The sequence below is a fragment of the Fulvivirga kasyanovii genome (assembly GCF_009711405.1).
GTDB classification, from domain to species: Bacteria; Bacteroidota; Bacteroidia; order Cytophagales; family Cyclobacteriaceae; genus Fulvivirga; species Fulvivirga kasyanovii.
The window spans coordinates 1-15989 of sequence record NZ_SMLW01000523.1; the positions used below are offsets into that span (position 1 = coordinate 1).

Consider the following 15989-nt stretch of genomic DNA (forward strand, 5'->3'; position numbering starts at 1 on the left):
ATATTAGCAAGGGTGGTATTAAAAACTCTTATTGAAAGATTTTAAATAGAATTTTTTTTATATATTTCCACTTCAAATTTAAACAAACTTGGTTGGCTTTAACTTAAATTAATTAAGTTAAAGGTTTTAAAGAAAAGTGTTATGCGTAAAGTTACAAGAAGATTCCTCTACTCATTGTTGTTGTTGACACCAGCAATATTAGGAGGTTGTGGACTCTTAGGCCTTGGTGGCGGCGGAGGAGATCAGGGTGAACTGGTAGGTGTACCCGGACGAGAAGGTTGGGTTATGACGCTACCCTATGGTATGGTTCCCATTCCTGCCGGGACGTTTCATATGGGGCAGGCAGATGAAGATCCTGCGTCAACACAGATCAATTTCAACAAACAGATCACAATCGGATCATTCTATATGGATGATACTGAAATTACGAATAATGAATATCGTCAGTTCATAAACCAACTTCTCGAAGACTCGGTAAGTGTATTGGGTGAAGATAAGATTATGAGTGATTATTATCCTGATACTACTGTTTGGGTTAGGGATTTTGCACATCACATGGGTGATCCTGTTCAGGATTACTACTACTGGCATCCTGGTTATGACGACTACCCTGTTGTGGGTGTTAACTGGGAAGCTGCAATTTATTTCAGTAAATGGAGAACTGCTTACTGGGCAGATTTCAGAAGAAGTATAGGAGAAGTACCTATGCCATCTTTCAGGCTTCCTAACGAGGCAGAGTGGGAATACGCCGCGAGAGGTGGTAGAGATATGGCTAAATATCCATGGGGTAATCCATACATAAGAAACTCAAAAGGTTGTATGCTGGCTAACTTCAAACCAGGCAGAGGTAATTTTTACGATGATGGCTTTGCATACACAGCACCTGTTGCATCTTACTTTGCTAACGACTATGGCCTTTATGATATGGCTGGTAATGTGGCAGAATGGTGTCTTGATGACTTTAGCCCTATATCTGTACCAACAGTGTGGGATTTGAACCCTCAATACATCGATAAGAGAACAGATCCAAATAGTGCGAAATATGATCCCGATATCTTGCCTAAGAAGGTGATTCGAGGAGGATCGTGGAAGGATGTCGCGTACTATCTGGAGACAGGAACAAGAACTTTTGAGTTCAAAGATTCAGTCAGGGCATATATTGGTTTCCGTAATGCTATGACTCATTTAGGAAGATCATCAGGAACCGAATTTTAAATTTGATTTTTATTATCAAACACATTAAAATTAACTTTCATTAAAATTAAAACCTTAAGACAATGAGTAGAAAAAAAGGCGGATTTGCAGAACTTCTATTTAGGACCATAATGCCCAAGATTTATGGTATAGGTGCTGCAGTAGTAATTATAGGTGCGATGTTTAAGATTTTGCATTTGGAAGGAGCTAATCAAATGCTAATGATAGGTTTGACCACAGAAGCTATCATTTTCTTCTTAAGTGCTTTTGAACCACCACATGCAGAGCCAGATTGGTCTAAAGTCTATCCTGAATTAGCTGAGGATTACGAGGGAGCAGCCACAGCTCCAAGAATTTCAAATAAACCAGGAGTTTCTCCATCACAAGAACTTGATAAAATGATGGAGAAGTCTAAAATAGGTCCTGAACTCATAGAGAGCCTTGGAAAGGGAATGAGAAGTATGGCGGACTCCGCATCTAAAATGTCTAATTTGGCAGATGCTGCCGTTGCAACAAACGACTATGCAAAAAATGTGAAAACCGCCTCACAATCATTGTCGGAAATGAATAAATCTTACGCTACAACAGCACAGGCTATGTCAGCAATGGCAGATGCTACTAAAGATTCGAAAGAGTACCACACACAGGTGCAAAATGTAACAAAGAATCTGAGTGCGTTGAACGCCGTTTACGAGATGGAATTGAAGGATGCTGACAGTCACGTAAAAGCTATGAATAAGTTTTACACAAACATGGCTGGAGCATTAGAAGGAATGACACAAGCAGGTGAAAAAACTAAGTCTTTTGCTAATGAGTTAGACAAATTGACTGGTAACCTGACTTCTCTCAACAAAGTATACGGAAGTATGCTCACTGCAATGAGAGGTGGAGGAAACCCTAATCAATAAGGGTAAAAAGAATTTATGATTTATTCATTAACAAAACGAATCTAACATGGCTGGTGGAAAAGAAACCCCAAGACAGAAGATGATAGGTATGATGTACCTTGTTCTTACCGCGCTACTGGCGTTGCAGGTAAGTAATGCGGTACTCGAGAAGTTTGTCTTTATCGATGAAGCCCTTAGACGTTCAGGTGAAGAAATGGCTGAAAAAAATACAAAAACGTTATCAGCTATTACATCTGAGGTTAAAAGCAAGGGTGACAGGGCAGCAGACAGAGCGGCTCTGGATAAAGCCAAAAAGGTAAAAGAGTTGACCAATGAGACGTTGACCTATATGCACGACCTAAGAGAGACTATGGTTGAAATTACAGGCGGACGTGACGAAAATAATCAGCTTGTAGGAGCTAAGGATTATGATATCGTTGGTAATTATATGATCAAAAAAGGAGAGGGAGAAACACTTAAGAAGAAGCTAAACGAATACGCTAAGCAACTTGAGAGTTTAACCGGTGATCAGTTTGCTCCTTTGGCAAAGGATGCCAAGGATATTGAGATCGCTAAAAATGATGAAGATCAAAAAAATAAAACCTTTTCTGAATATTATTTTGGAAACACGCCAACCGCAGCAGGTATGGCTACAATAAGCCATTTGGAAACAGAGGTACTTAACTATGAGGCGAGGGCATTGGAAGATCTTGCTGAAGAGGTTGGAGCAAAGGATGTAGAATTTGATAAGCTGGTACCTTTGATCAGACCTACCTCAAATGTTGTAGCTGCAGGTGCGGATTTCGAAGCTGATTTATTTATTACAGCCGCTGCAACTGGCATGGACCCAACGTTTATGTACAATGGCAAAGAAGTGCCTGCTGAGCAGAATGAGTTTGGTATTAAATATGGTAAGGTTAAATTTTCAGCCAAGGCTGGAAATTATGATCCGAAAACTTTAATGTCAGAGCAGTCATTCAAGGCACAGATTACACTTAATGACTCTACTTATACTATTGATCATAAGTACTTTGTGGTTAAGCCTGTTATCCAGGTGAGGTCTGCAGCGTTGCAAGCTTTGTATATGAACTGTGGTAACGAACTGGACATTCAGGTGCCTGCATTAGGTACGGCTTATAACCCTTCTTTCTCATCATCTGGTGCAAAGGTGGTTAAAGGTAACAGAACCGGATTGGTTACTGTAATTCCTGAAGGAAGAAGTAAAGTTAAATTAACAGTTAGTAATGGAGGCAATGTTTTAGGTACTGAAACGTTTGATGTTAAGAAGGTGCCACCGCCAAACATTGAAATCTCATCAAGGAATCGACCTGTAGACTTTGAGAAGGGAATAACAGCAGCAGCTCTTACTACTATTAAGGTGAGTGCAGAGCCTGATGAGAACTTCGCCCGAGAGGTGCCAAAAGATGCCAGATACAGAGTGTCTAAGGTTAACGTAAAGTTGGCCAGAGCTGGTAGGCAAATTAAGGCTGAGGATTTCACTTCAGAGAATATTGACCTAAGGGCTTGGAGAAGCTTGTTCAGAAAAGGTGATAACCTGATCGTAAAGGTTGAGAATGTAACCAGAAGAACTTATCAGGGTGAAAACGAAAGAGTGAAGCCGGCAACTACTATTTATAGTATTCCGATTGATTAATAAATATAAGGTGTGAAATGATGAAGTTTAAGAAATATATCCTCGTTGTCTTAGTAGGGATTTTTGCAACACCCGCAACTTATGCTCAATTGAGTGAATTAGATCAGTATAACCCTAATTCAATAGAGCCTATAGCCAGATATGAGCACTTGTTTAAGAGAAGGGTGTGGAGAGTTATTGACTTAAAGGAGAAGCAAAATAAAGGTTTCTTTGCCAGAGGAGGCGAGATTACCGGCTTCATTCTGGATGCCATTAAATCAGGTGAGCTTTCAGACCTATATGTTAATGATTCACTGACTACTAAAATGAGCAAGGATGAATTCATGAGTAAACTCGTGTATCAGGAAGGATTGCAAATAGACGCATGGCAGCCTGGTGTTGAGTATTACGAAGGTGATCAGGTTAAATATAACGGTGTTGTTTACTCAGCAATCTTTGATGAGGTAACATCAGTTCCTTCTGAATCACCAGATGACTGGGAAGAAACTCCAGGTGTAGGTGATGCTATCCTTTTCCTTCCTAGACAAATTAGTTTACTAATGTTGATGGAAGATGTGATATTTGACAAGAGAAGATCTAGGCTTTATCATAAACCACAGTCTTTACAATTGATTATCCCTGGTTCCGAAACTTTGGACGGTGTGCAGTTGCCTTTGGTTGTCCTCAAGTATAAGGATTTGCACAAATTGTTTAAAGATCACCCGGAAAGTGCCATCTGGATAAACAGATACAACAGTGCGGAGAACAAAAACTTTGCTGATGCTTTCGAGTTAAGGCTGTTTAGAGCTTCCCTGTTTAAATTTGAAAACCCGGATGATGATCCAATAGTTGATATGTACAAAAACCGAATGGAGGCTGTTATGGCATCTGAGTGGTGGGAAATGCAGCTTATGGAGAAAGAGCATAACCTTTGGGAGTACTAAAATACAGAAAGTTAATATTAAAGAGGCTGGTTCAATATTGAACCAGCCTCTTTTTATTTGTGGAAGTGGTTATATACAAGTTGAGCTTTGCTTTGCCCCAGAAACTCGATGAGTTCTTCTTTCGACAATGCCTTGATCTTACGTGTCGACTTATATTCTTTTAGCAATCGGTCTGTTGTTTTCTTACCTACACCTTTGATTGCCTCCAGTTCAGTGTTAAAACTGGAGCTACTTCTCTTTTGACGGTGAAAAGTAATGGCGAACCGGTGAGCTTCATCTCTTATGCGTTGTAAAAGAAATAATGATGGTGATTTTTTGCTGATATGGATGGGTATTGAGTCGCCCGGGAAATATATTTCTTCCAGACGTTTGGCAATACCGACTATGGGTATCTTGCCATATAAGTCTAACTCTCTTAAGGCCTCACATGCGCTGCTTAACTGACCTTTCCCGCCGTCTATTACGATGAGTTGGGGGAGCGGCAGATCTTCGTTTAACAGACGTCTGTATCGACGATGAACGATTTCTTTCATAGATGCGAAGTCGTCAGGCCCCTCTACCGTTTTAATGTTGAAGTGTCTGTAATCTTTTTTAGAGGGCTTTCCGTCTTTAAAGCAGACCATTGAAGCTACCGGGTTCGTCCCCTGGAGGTTACTATTGTCAAAGCATTCAATTTGCTGTGGCACTTCCTGTAGCTTCAGATCCATTTTTAACTGGAGTAGTGTTTCATTCTTTTTCTCTTTGCCAGAGGGCTTTAATCTGTCTTTCTTATACTCCAGGGCATTTTTAAGAGATAGATCCAGTAGTTTTTTCTTATCCCCAATTTTGGGTAGTACGTTGTTTACGTCTTCTTCCAATGTGATAGCGATATTGGATATAATCTCCTTATTGCTGCTTCCATGGCGGTCTCGAAGTTCCACAGCTATTAAGCTTAGCACATCTTCGTCAGATTCTTCCAGCTTCTTTTTGATCTCGACGGTTCTTGCTAAAATAATTGCTCCGTTTTTGACTTGAAGGTAATTGACAAAAGCCACTTGCTTTTCACTTACTATGGAGAAGACATCTAGTTCCGAAAGCTTAGGATTTACAACTGTAGATCGTGTTTGGAACTTGTCCAAAAGATCAATTTTGTCTTTAAATTTTTGAGCAGATTCGAACTCCAGAGTTTCTGATGCAGTAAGCATCTGTTGTTTAAAATAGTTTCTTACTACAGAGAGATTGCCTTTCAGAATATTCCTGGCCTGTTCTATTTCATTGTCGTAATCCTCTTTGGACTGGAGGTTTTCGCAAGGGCCTTTGCAGTTCCCGATATGATACTCAAGACATACTTTAAATTTACCCTCCAATATGTTCTTTTCCGATAAGTTAAACTTGCATGTACGTATAGAATACAGCTTTCTTAATAGATCCAGAACATTTTTCATGGCCACTACACTTGAGTATGGGCCAAAATACTCACCATATGTGGGGTCAAATGTTCTGGTTGAGATTATGCGGGGTAGCCTCTCGTTTACAATACATATATACGGGTAGGTCTTATCGTCCTTAAGAAGGATATTATATTTGGGCTGGTTTTCCTTAATCAGATTGTTTTCAAGAAGCAATGCATCAAACTCAGTGTTGGCCAGGGTATACTCCATCGACACAATCTCTGAGATTAGCTTCCTTGTTTTTCTGTTAAGCTGGTGTGATTTGCTAAAGTAGCTGCTAACCCTCTTTTTCAGGCTTTTTGCCTTACCAACGTATATAAGTTCTTCTTCTTTATTGAAGAACTTGTATACGCCGGGTGCATTAGGCAATGTATTTCTTTCTTCTACCGAATGTCGCGGTATTTGCATTTAATTCTCCTTGCTAATTAGCGAAAATCGCCCTCGTCCCATGCAGGGTTTTCTTCAACTTCAGAATTATCAGATTCTGAACTGGTACCGTACCTGCTACAGTCAAGACTTACATCCACGCCTCCTACAGGTCTTTGGAATGACCCTTTATCGTAACCCAAGTCCTTATCCTTATATACTTTGAGCATGTACTTTTCCCAGATGGGGCGAGCTGTTTTAGCTCCCTGGCCAAGGGACCAGTTTCGGAAGTGTATACTCCTCTCATCTCCTCCTACCCATACTCCTGTGACTAAATCTTTAGTTACTCCCATATACCACCCGTCAGAGGCGTTGTTGGTTGTTCCGGTTTTACCACCTACTTCGTTATTGATCTTGAGCTCCATGTCTATACCCACTGAAGTACCACCTCTTTCCTCAACACCACCTTTTAACATATAAAGCATTTTATAGGCTGTCTGTTGACTTATGGCCTGTCTGGTTTTGGGAACAAAGTTTTCTATTACATTACCATTTTTATCCTCTATACGTGTGATGTAATATGGCTTAGTGTATATTCCAAGATTGGCAAACGTGCTGTATGCTCCAACCATTTCATAAATGGAAACGTCACTCACACCCAAGCTTAAGGCGGGAACAGCATCCAGTGGACTTTCAACTCCTACCCTTCTGGCAAAATCAACAACATTTTCAGGTTTGATTTCCTTCATAAGATAGGCCGTTATGGTATTCACTGATCTGGCCATACCTTGTCGTATTGTCATTTCTTCGCCTGTACCATATGTGCCATCAGAATTTGGAGGTGACCATGTTGGAGGATCGCCGGGTACCTGAAATGTAACCATAACATCCCGAACCTTGTAGCATGGCGGATACCCATGCTCAATAGCAGCTCCGTATACAAACGGTTTGAAAGTAGAACCAGGTTGTCTTTTACCTTGCTTTACGTGGTCATATTTAAAGAACTTATGGTCTATCCCTCCTACCCAGGCTTTAATATGGCCTGTGTGCGGATCCATAGACATCAGGCCTGCCTGTAGAAATCTTTTATAATATGCCAATGAATCTAAAGGACTAAGCAAAGTATCTTTCTCACCTTCCCAGGTGAAAACGGTCATTTTCTTGGGTAGGTTCATAACTATTTTTACAGAGTCTGAGTCTGAACCATACTTTTTCACCAGTAGCCTGTAATGTTCGGTTCTTTTAAACCTATTCTCAAGAAACCCCTTAATTTCCCTGCCGTGATCATCCAGCCATGGGTTTCTTCCTTTCCAGTGCTCATCAAACACTTTTTGAAGATTGGCCATATGTTCTTTTACCGCCTGTTCTGCGTATTGTTGCATGCGGCTGTCTATGGTGGTATAAATTTTCAAACCATCTTCCCAGAGATCGTAACCATTCTCTTCACACCAGTCCATAAGATCTTTTCTTATTACTGTTCTGAAGTATGTTGCTAATCCCTTGTTTTGGTTGGCTACATCATAATCCAACTCTATGGGTAGTGCGCTTATTGAATCATACTCTTCCTGACTGTCAATTATATATCCGTGCTTATGTACTTTATATAGCACTTCATTTCTTTTTCTAAGGGAGTTTTCCGGGTTTCTTACAGGATTAAAGTAAGTCACTGCTTGAAGAAGACCTATAAGCACCGCTGACTCTTGAATATTCAGTTCTGCAGGGCTTTTGTTAAAGAAGGTTTCTGCGGCTGTTTTTATTCCGAATGAGTTACTGCCAAATTCCGCGGTGTTCAGATACATGGCAATAATTTCTTCCTTGGTGAAGTTACGTTCGAGATAGACAGAAATGATCCATTCTTTGGTTTTCTCAACAATACGTTTAGGATATCTGCCCCATGAAGCTATTGTGCCTTCAAGCTCCTCATCCTGCGTGTAAAGGTTTTTGGCAAGTTGTTGTGTAATCGTACTTCCTCCGCCGGCATAGTTGAAGGTAAGGATTCCTTTTATTACCCTTAAATAAGCAATAAAGTCCATTCCTGAATGGTCATAGAATCTATGATCCTCAGAAAGTAATAATGTATTTACGAGGTCCGGAGACAAGTCATCATATGAAATCTGACTTCGGTTATACCTGAAATACCTTCCGAGTGATACACCATCGGATGATATAAGTTCTGATGAAAGATCATTTTCAGGATTTTCGAGAGCTTTTAAACTCGGCATACCGCCATACAGACCGAAAAGATCAATACTCACCGACCATATATAGATTGGAAATAATAGTATTATACAAACTAAAAATACACGCAGGGCAACAACCGATATTTTGTATCCCTTACTTTTTTTATTGAGGGTTTCTTTAAAGTCCATTTTTATAATTCTTATCAAAAAACCTTATGTAGGCTTCTAAATCTTTACTTTGATAGAAGATGTTGAAATTATCTTTGGTGATTACAAATTTATAAATTTTTGAGTTCTGAGTTTTCTCCAAAATTACATCTTCACTTACAAATTTTTTAAAATATGCCAGAGCCTCCTGCTTGTCTTCAAAACTCGAGACCATGGTAATGGATCGATTATTATCCAGGATCAGATTACTTGTTTTTAGATCCTGCTTTTCGAAGTTGGTATCGTTATAAGTTTCAATAAGCGGGTAGATTTTATCCGTTATGCCTTTTCCTGCATCGTATACCACTACGAGGTAATGCTCCTGATCGAAATATGTTACAAATTCGGTTCCCAGTAACCTCCTTTGCTTTTTAAGGAAGTTTTCAGAAGCGGTCAGCAATTCTTTGGCATAGGGAGTTATGTCACTATCCGGATGCTCTTTAATAAATTCCGTAAGCTGATACTGGTACAAATTAATATCTTCCGTTTTACCGGTGATCAGGACCTTAAGCAGCTTGAGGCGAGGAGTAAATACAGTTTCCTGATAATCATTCATAGCCTGGTTCAATACCCCAAGAGCTTCCTGGTACTGCCCATTGCTATACATCTCGTATGCAGTTTTATATGCCTTTTTCAACTGCTCATTAGCTGCCGTGCTTTCCTCTGTGTAATTGGGATTAGCAAGAAGCTTGGCATATGTGGAGTTAGGATACTGAGACAGTAACCTGTTTTTAAATTTTTCAACATCCTTTCCTAAGCTTTTATTAATAAGGTAAAGGTGGTAAAGAACCTCTGGTTCATGTTCTGTTTCAGGAAATCGTTGTAGCAAGGTTTCAAATGAAGTTGCTGCGTTCCGTTCTTCGTGCAGGTTGAAGTAATAAATATTACCAAGTTTATAATAAGCTTCTTCAATTTGATCCAATGCTCTTTCTTTGGCTTCTGCTGAAAAAGGTATTTGGTTGTACATTTTTTCGGCCTGGGCAGTCACTACCATCTCAGGGTCTTCTTCTCCCACCTCGATATTGTCAGTGTCTTTGTTAGTGTTGCCGATGTCTTCATTCGCTGCTACCTGTTCATAATCCTGCTCAGATTCTTTATTAGATCTTCTCCAGTTATCTTCCAACGGCCTGTCTCCCCATATTCTTTTAAACTCAGTCTGACCCATAGCTATGGCTGACGGATTATCGAAGTACCAACTGGTAGAACTAAAGCCGGTATTGTCCTGTAGCTGGTTAAAGGTATTTCGTCTGATTCGTTTCCTTTCTTTCTCCTCCTCTTCTTTTTTTCTTTCTTCCTCGGCGGCGATATATTCGTCAATTTGCTTCCGAATACTTATTGAATCCATTTCAGAAAGAGCCAGGAGACTGTCTTGCAGTTGTATGGTGTTCAATTGCTCTACAAAGTCTGCCAATACCTCTTGCCTTTCCTTGATCTGCTCGTAATTATCATAGTCCTTTGGAAGTACGGTGATGGTGCTGTCATAATAAGCTTTTGCCAATTCGTATTTCCTTAAGCTGTCGTAATGGATCTCTCCCAGTTTGAGATAGGATTGCCCCTTTTGCCTGTTATTGTTTGTGCTTGCCTTTACAGATTCTTTAAGATATTCAATGGCATCGTCAAGGTTGTTTTGGCGTAATTCGAAGGCGGCCATTTCGTAATAGATTTTGTCCTTGAATTCTTTGTTCTTTTTATCTTTCAACAGTTTTTTGAAAAGCTTTCGGGCACTTTTCAAATCACTCGATTTTCCCAACTCTGTTACCTGAGCCATGTATAGGCGGGCATAAAAATCAAGTTCATATTCCGGATTGCTGGCTATGCACTTTTTGTAATAGTTAAAGGCCTCCGCATCAAAACCAAGCATTTGATATACCTGACCTATAATAAAATATATTCTCCCTTTACCATCTTTTTTCTTCAATAAGGGTGCCGCCTTTACCAGGTTTTGAACCATGTTGTCATGGTCTTCCTGGACTTGATAGTAGTGCGCCCTGTTGATGTAAAGTAGTTTTTGATTGTTTTTATTTAGCTTTTCTTTTTTCAGATAGTCCGACACCGAAATGGCATTGTTGTACTCGTTGTAATCGGTAAACGTCCTGAGCAGGTGTGCCAGTGCCCGGTGTCTTGCATCAGGATCTTCGCTTTTGGTGTTTACGTATTTGAAGGTTTCTATGGCATTAACATAATCCGTACTGTAGAGGCGAGCCAGCCCTATGAGGATGTAGCTGTCATCAACCCACTTACTGTTTTTATGCCTTTGTATAGCTATAGATGCTTTCTTGATACATTCCTCTACTTTGTCTTCATAGGTTTTTGCTAATACTGAGTCAATTTCAGGGTAGATATTGAGTATATTGTTGTAGTCATTATCATAGCTGTCATCCAGAATTTTTTCTATTTCCCTGATGTTTTCTTTAGCATAGAAGTAAGCATTGTACCTTGCGGTAGTATTATGATAGGTTTTGCTAATGATGTTTTTACGCTCTGCAGAGCAGGATGCAAGCAGGGCTATAATAATGACGGATATGTAAAAAAAATGGTGCCTTAAACGTAACAATGTATTTTTTATTCGTTAAACTCTAAAAATGAACGTCCGCTTTATTTAAATTTTGCAATAAAGATCACTAATTTTTTTCTGGTAATTTATATCAGAAAATACTAATAATGCGTATTCCTGAACAAAACGTAAAAATTAAGTTAATTAATACAATAATCGTTTATAATATCTATTTTTGTTCCCCAAAATTTAATCCGCAGCAATTTGAAGGCAAGAAAGACACTTTCGAGTTGGTTAGTTAACCGCTACCTGCTTATCATAAGAAACGAGGAGAACTTTGCTGAAAAATCCACATTCAGTTTCACCTATGCGAAGGTAATACTTTTGACGGTGACTGTATTTATCGTTTTGATGGCCCTCAGCCTTTTGCTGGTTAAAACATTGCTGGCGCAGTGGTTCGATCCCAGACACGCGCAGATAGAAGCAAATAAAAGCCTTTATGAGCTTACACTCAAGGTGGATTCCCTGGCTCAGGAGGTGGATGAAAAAGACCGTTTTATTAAAAATTTTCAGCGGGTATTAAGTGGTGATACATCCCAGGTTTACAAAGACTATGAATCTCCCGGAAATACAGAACAGGAGATAGTTAATAGCCAGGCCATGGTGGATGTGAGCAAGCTATCCCCAATCGATTCCCAGTTTCGACAGGAGTTTGAGCAAACCGACCTTTCACTGCTCAACCTTAATACAGGAGCATACAGCGAGTTGCAGGAAATGTTTTTCTTTTCCCCAATTTCAGGTTTTGTTTCGGCTCCTTATAATGTAAAAGAAGGACATTTTGGAGTGGATGTAGTAGCGAAGAAAAATGAACCGGTAAAGAGTGTCGCAGATGGTACAGTTATCATGTCATCCTGGACTCAGGATTCAGGCTATGTCATTGCTATTCAGCACCGTGGCAATCTAATATCAGTTTATAAGCATAATGCTGAACTATTAAAAAAAGTTGGTAGTTTTGTAAATGCTGGGGAAATTATTTCAATAATAGGTAATACTGGCGATTTGACAGATGGCCCACATTTACACTTCGAATTGTGGAATAATGGAAACTCGGTTAATCCGGAAGAATTTGTAACTTTTTAAATGTAAAGCCCATGTTTAATTCAAAAGAAAGTCATAAGGTTGCAGAGCAAATTAGCAATTCCAGCAATATAATTGGTAAGGGCACGGTACTCCAGGGTAATATTGAAACTTTTGGTAATATTAGAATAGAAGGTAAGGTTGTCGGTAATATAAAAACCAAATCAAAAGTGGCTCTTGGGCAATCTTCGCATGTAGAAGGGAATATATTAGCTCAAAATGCTGAGGTTGAGGGAGAGCTAAAAGGTAATATTGAAATCACAGACATACTTATATTAAAACCTACTGCCGTAATTCACGGTGATATAATTACTTCAAAACTTATAGTTGAGTCAGGTGCTACATTTAACGGAGGCTGTAAAATGGGAGTATCAGTGAAGGAAATAAAAATAGGTGAAAATGGAGCAGCCAAAGCCTTCAAAGCAGAAGGAGCCAAAGCCGTATAACAATTTTATAAGATATTCAGGGCTTGCTATACAAATGGCCGTAACCATATACCTTGGTAGCTTACTGGGGTCTTACATTGATGGAAAAACAGGAAATACATCCGAGCTTTACACAAAAGTAATCACGTTGATAGCCGTTCTCCTTTCTACAGTTATGATAATACGCCAGGTTATCAAATCCAATTCAGACAATTAAATGATTAAGAGATTCCTTTCTTTTACTGTGGTGGTTGTAATGCTAACCGTAATATTATACGTAGTACACATATATTTGCTGGATTATATGGGAGAAGAAATGACTTTTTCATTATCAGGAATGTACATCTTCCACTTCATAGCTTACTTTGTGATTTGTCTTTCTGTAGAGCTCTTGAATACCCGCTTACCCTCTCAGGTTGGCTATGCATATCTGGCCTCGGTATTCATTAAAATTGGTGTTTTTGTACTCATATTCAAGTCTGCCATATTTGGAGCGAATGAGCTGAATATGACAGAAAGATTGTCGGTTGTTGTCCCCATGTTTGTGTTTTTGATTTTTGAAGCAATCTATTGTGGGCGTCTGATGAATTCCCAGCAAGCGTAAACGTTGGAAACCCCGAAATTTCAGAAAAAAACAATTACAAAAAAAGGTTGATCTTATTCAGAATTGCTTAGCTTTGCACCCAAATTTATAACGGATTCGTTTTAAGTATGGTGATGTCTAAAAAAATTACAAGCCTTTTATCAATACTGACATTGTTATTGTTCTCGAGCCTGACTTTCGCATCAGCAAGCGAAGGAGAGCAGGCCAGTAACGGCGGTGCCGTCGATACCCAGGAGGAAATAACCGCTTATATTAAGCACCACTTACAAGATTCTCACGATTTTACCCTGTTTACATTGGGTGAATCAGGCAAACATATCGGTTTTCCCCTTCCTGTAATTCTATGGGATGATGGTTTACACGTATTTATGTCATCAAAGTTTCATCACGGAACAACTGTTGCCGAATCTAACGGAAATTACTACACAGTTTATCACGGTAAAATATATAAAACCAATGCAGAGGGCGAGCTGAACTTTGACGAAGAACATCACCCGACTAATGCAAGGCCTTTGGATCTTTCTATTACAAAGAATGTGGTAGGAATGCTGTTCGCGGGATTTCTTTTGATCTACCTTTTTGGTTCTTTGGCTAAAAGTTATAATAAGAAATCGATACCTACAGGAGTAGGCAGAGTGCTTGAGCCCCTGGTTATATATGTAAGGGACGAAATGGCCAGGCCGAATATCGGGGAGAAGTATTACGAGAGATACATGCCTTTCCTGCTTACTGCATTTTTCTACATATGGATATTGAACCTCATGGGGCTTACCCCTCTTGGTTTTAACGTTACAGGTAACATTGCCGTAACCGTTTGCCTTGCATTGTTCACCTTTATTATCGTTCAGTTTAGTGGTAAAAAGGATTACTGGAAGCACATCTTCTGGATGCCGGGAGTTCCGGTACCTATGAAGATCATACTTATGCCTATTGAGGTGCTGGGTATGCTTACCAAACCCTTTGCGCTACTGATTCGTTTGTTTGCCAACATTACTGCCGGACACTTTGTTGTGATGAGCCTTATTGCTTTGACTATTACGATGAAGGCGTCGTTTGGTCCTGTAGCAGCTACAGGAATGTCTCTGGTATTGGCTTTATTTATTACAGTTATTGAAGTATTGGTTGCGTTTCTTCAGGCCTACATTTTTACTATGCTGTCGGCATTGTTTATCGGTATGGCTGTAGAGGAGCATGATCATCATTAAAAATAGAATTTTTGTTTAATTATATAAATCAATTCACATGTACAATTTAATTGGAGCAGGATTAATCGTAATCGGTGGTGGAATTGGACTAGGTCAAATCGGTGGAAAAGCAATGGAAGGTATTGCTCGTCAGCCTGAGGCAGCCGGTAAAATTCAAACTGCCATGATTATCATTGGTGCGTTATTGGAAGGTCTGGCATTTGGTGCTTTGATCTTAGGTCAATAATGCAGAAGACTTGTAAGCACACCTTGTTGCGATAGGCGCAAGGTGTGTTTCTTAAATAGAATAAACAAAAAACTAAATTATATAAAATGGATCAGTTGCTAAACGACTTTTCACCAGGCTTGTTTTTCATGCAAGCATTCATTTTTCTGATTCTCCTTTTCTTATTGGCCAAGTTTGCCTGGAAACCCATTATCCAATCCCTAAAGATCAGGGAAGAGTCCATTCAGGATGCTCTCGATTCTGCTGAAAGGGCTAAGGAAGAAATGGCTCAGCTAAAAGCGGATAACGAGAAGCTTTTGGATGAGGCGAGACAGCAGAGGGATACTATTCTGCAGGATGCGAGAGAGGTAGCAAATGGTATAAGGGAAGAAGCTAAAGCAGATGCTACCAAGCAGACTGACAAAATGATAGCTGATGCAAGAGCGGCCATTGAGGTAGAAAAACAGGCAGCTATGGCTGAAGTAAGAACACTAGTAGCAGAGCTTTCATTGCAGGTAGCTGAAAAGCTGTTGAAAAGAAAGCTGGATGACGAAGGTGCTCAAAAGGAGCTGATTTCAGATTTTATTAAAGACGTTAAGCTGAACTAAAAATGTCAGAATTCAGAGCAGCATCAAGGTACGCCAAATCACTGCTGGAACTAGCAGAGGAAAAAGGTGTATTGGAAGAAGTACACAAAGACATGCTGTCTTTTCATGAGCTTTGCAATGAGAACCGCGAGTTTACCCTTATGCTTAAGAACCCTATCATTAAGCATGATAAGAAAAGGGCGATCCTTGAAAAGGTTTTCAAAGGCAAGGTGAATGATCTTACTATGGCAATCTTTGATATCATTACCAGAAAGAACAGGGAAGGTATACTTCCTGCCATAGCTAAAGAGTTTCATAATCAGTATAACCTGCTTAAGAAAATAGAGGTGGCCAAAGTAACTACGGCGGTACCTTTGTCTCCTGAATTGCGCACTCAATTTGAAGACCTTGTGAAGAAAATATCTGCCAAGGATAGTGTTGAGTTAAGCGAAGTAGTAGACAAGGACATTATTGGAGGTTATGTGCTGAAA

15 protein-coding genes are annotated in these 15989 nt (G+C 39.6%); 12 read left to right on the plus strand and 3 right to left on the minus strand.

Features of this window, described 5'->3' with window-relative positions:
* Window positions 1-141 precede the first annotated feature (141 nt).
* From porK to porN, 4 genes are all read left to right on the plus strand, one after another.
* The gene (gene porK, locus E1163_RS11390; RefSeq protein WP_155171753.1) at window positions 142-1215 is read left to right on the plus strand and encodes a T9SS ring complex lipoprotein PorK/GldK; all 1074 of its coding nucleotides are present in this window, start codon (window positions 142-144) and stop codon (window positions 1213-1215) included.
* 62 nt (window positions 1216-1277) lie between these two features.
* A complete protein-coding gene (gene porL, locus E1163_RS11395) occupies window positions 1278-2102 on the plus strand; it encodes a type IX secretion system motor protein PorL/GldL (protein WP_155171755.1) in 825 nt (274 codons plus the stop codon).
* Between the two features lie 46 nt (window positions 2103-2148).
* Window positions 2149-3735, plus strand: a complete 1587-nt coding sequence (gene porM, locus E1163_RS11400; RefSeq protein ID WP_155171757.1) for a type IX secretion system motor protein PorM/GldM — start codon at window positions 2149-2151, stop codon at window positions 3733-3735.
* Window positions 3736-3752: 17 nt separating this feature from the next.
* Window positions 3753-4658, plus strand: a complete 906-nt coding sequence (porN, locus tag E1163_RS11405) for a type IX secretion system ring subunit PorN/GldN (RefSeq protein WP_155171759.1) — start codon at window positions 3753-3755, stop codon at window positions 4656-4658.
* A gap of 53 nt (window positions 4659-4711) precedes the next feature.
* On the opposite strand, the gene uvrC is transcribed toward porN, so the two are convergent.
* Genes uvrC through porW form a run of 3 tightly spaced genes read right to left on the minus strand, consistent with a single transcriptional unit; the run spans window position 4712 to window position 11395 of the window.
* A complete protein-coding gene (gene uvrC / locus E1163_RS11410) occupies window positions 4712-6496 on the minus strand; it encodes an excinuclease ABC subunit UvrC (RefSeq protein ID WP_155171761.1) in 1785 nt (594 codons plus the stop codon).
* 17 nt (window positions 6497-6513) lie between these two features.
* Window positions 6514-8823, minus strand: a complete 2310-nt coding sequence (locus E1163_RS11415) for a penicillin-binding protein 1A (protein ID WP_155171763.1) — start codon at window positions 8821-8823, stop codon at window positions 6514-6516.
* Window positions 8813-11395 carry a type IX secretion system periplasmic lipoprotein PorW/SprE gene (gene porW / locus E1163_RS11420; RefSeq protein WP_155171765.1) on the minus strand — a complete coding sequence of 861 codons (2583 nt, stop codon included), beginning with the start codon at window positions 11393-11395 and terminating at the stop codon, window positions 8813-8815. The genes E1163_RS11415 and porW overlap by 11 nt, the downstream gene beginning before the upstream one ends.
* 204 nt (window positions 11396-11599) lie before the next feature.
* Between porW and E1163_RS11425 the strand changes: the two genes are divergently transcribed.
* From E1163_RS11425 to atpH, 8 genes are all read left to right on the plus strand, one after another.
* The gene (locus E1163_RS11425; protein WP_246223626.1) at window positions 11600-12475 is read left to right on the plus strand and encodes a M23 family metallopeptidase; all 876 of its coding nucleotides are present in this window, start codon (window positions 11600-11602) and stop codon (window positions 12473-12475) included.
* Between the two features lie 11 nt (window positions 12476-12486).
* On the plus strand, window positions 12487-12918 hold the full coding sequence (locus E1163_RS11430; protein ID WP_155171767.1) for a bactofilin family protein: 432 nt from the start codon (window positions 12487-12489) through the stop codon (window positions 12916-12918).
* A complete protein-coding gene (locus E1163_RS31690) occupies window positions 12872-13114 on the plus strand; it encodes an AtpZ/AtpI family protein (protein WP_155171769.1) in 243 nt (80 codons plus the stop codon). Before E1163_RS11430 ends, E1163_RS31690 begins: the two co-directional genes overlap by 47 nt.
* Window positions 13115-13501 carry a DUF6168 family protein gene (locus tag E1163_RS11440; protein WP_221417986.1) on the plus strand — a complete coding sequence of 129 codons (387 nt, stop codon included), beginning with the start codon at window positions 13115-13117 and terminating at the stop codon, window positions 13499-13501. It begins immediately after the preceding gene.
* A gap of 113 nt (window positions 13502-13614) precedes the next feature.
* Window positions 13615-14706, plus strand: a complete 1092-nt coding sequence (gene atpB, locus E1163_RS11445) for a F0F1 ATP synthase subunit A (protein ID WP_221417987.1) — start codon at window positions 13615-13617, stop codon at window positions 14704-14706.
* Window positions 14707-14743: 37 nt separating this feature from the next.
* Window positions 14744-14932 carry an ATP synthase F0 subunit C gene (atpE, locus tag E1163_RS11450; RefSeq protein WP_155171773.1) on the plus strand — a complete coding sequence of 63 codons (189 nt, stop codon included), beginning with the start codon at window positions 14744-14746 and terminating at the stop codon, window positions 14930-14932.
* Between the two features lie 86 nt (window positions 14933-15018).
* Window positions 15019-15519: a F0F1 ATP synthase subunit B gene (locus tag E1163_RS11455; RefSeq protein ID WP_155171775.1), complete on the plus strand. Its 501-nt coding sequence runs from the start codon at window positions 15019-15021 to the stop codon at window positions 15517-15519.
* 2 nt (window positions 15520-15521) lie between these two features.
* Window positions 15522-15989: ATP synthase F1 subunit delta (atpH, locus tag E1163_RS11460; RefSeq protein WP_155171777.1), on the plus strand; the 468-nt coding region annotated here is incomplete at its 3' end.

Bases quoted from the DNA above. Each gene is read 5' to 3' on its own strand.
- E1163_RS31690 (WP_155171769.1), top strand. From the start codon at position 12,872: ATGGAGCAGCCAAAGCCTTCAAAGCAGAAGGAGCCAAAGCCGTATAAC.
- E1163_RS11430 (WP_155171767.1), top strand. From the start codon at position 12,487: ATGTTTAATTCAAAAGAAAGTCATAAGGTTGCAGAGCAAATTAGCAAT.
- E1163_RS11455 (WP_155171775.1), top strand. From the start codon at position 15,019: ATGGATCAGTTGCTAAACGACTTTTCACCAGGCTTGTTTTTCATGCAA.
- porN (WP_155171759.1), top strand. From the start codon at position 3,753: ATGATGAAGTTTAAGAAATATATCCTCGTTGTCTTAGTAGGGATTTTT.
- atpE (WP_155171773.1), top strand. From the start codon at position 14,744: ATGTACAATTTAATTGGAGCAGGATTAATCGTAATCGGTGGTGGAATT.
- uvrC (WP_155171761.1), bottom strand. From the start codon at position 6,496: ATGCAAATACCGCGACATTCGGTAGAAGAAAGAAATACATTGCCTAAT.
- E1163_RS11415 (WP_155171763.1), bottom strand. From the start codon at position 8,823: ATGGACTTTAAAGAAACCCTCAATAAAAAAAGTAAGGGATACAAAATA.
- porM (WP_155171757.1), top strand. From the start codon at position 2,149: ATGGCTGGTGGAAAAGAAACCCCAAGACAGAAGATGATAGGTATGATG.
- atpB (WP_221417987.1), top strand. From the start codon at position 13,615: ATGTCTAAAAAAATTACAAGCCTTTTATCAATACTGACATTGTTATTG.
- porL (WP_155171755.1), top strand. From the start codon at position 1,278: ATGAGTAGAAAAAAAGGCGGATTTGCAGAACTTCTATTTAGGACCATA.
- E1163_RS11440 (WP_221417986.1), top strand. From the start codon at position 13,115: ATGATTAAGAGATTCCTTTCTTTTACTGTGGTGGTTGTAATGCTAACC.
- porK (WP_155171753.1), top strand. From the start codon at position 142: ATGCGTAAAGTTACAAGAAGATTCCTCTACTCATTGTTGTTGTTGACA.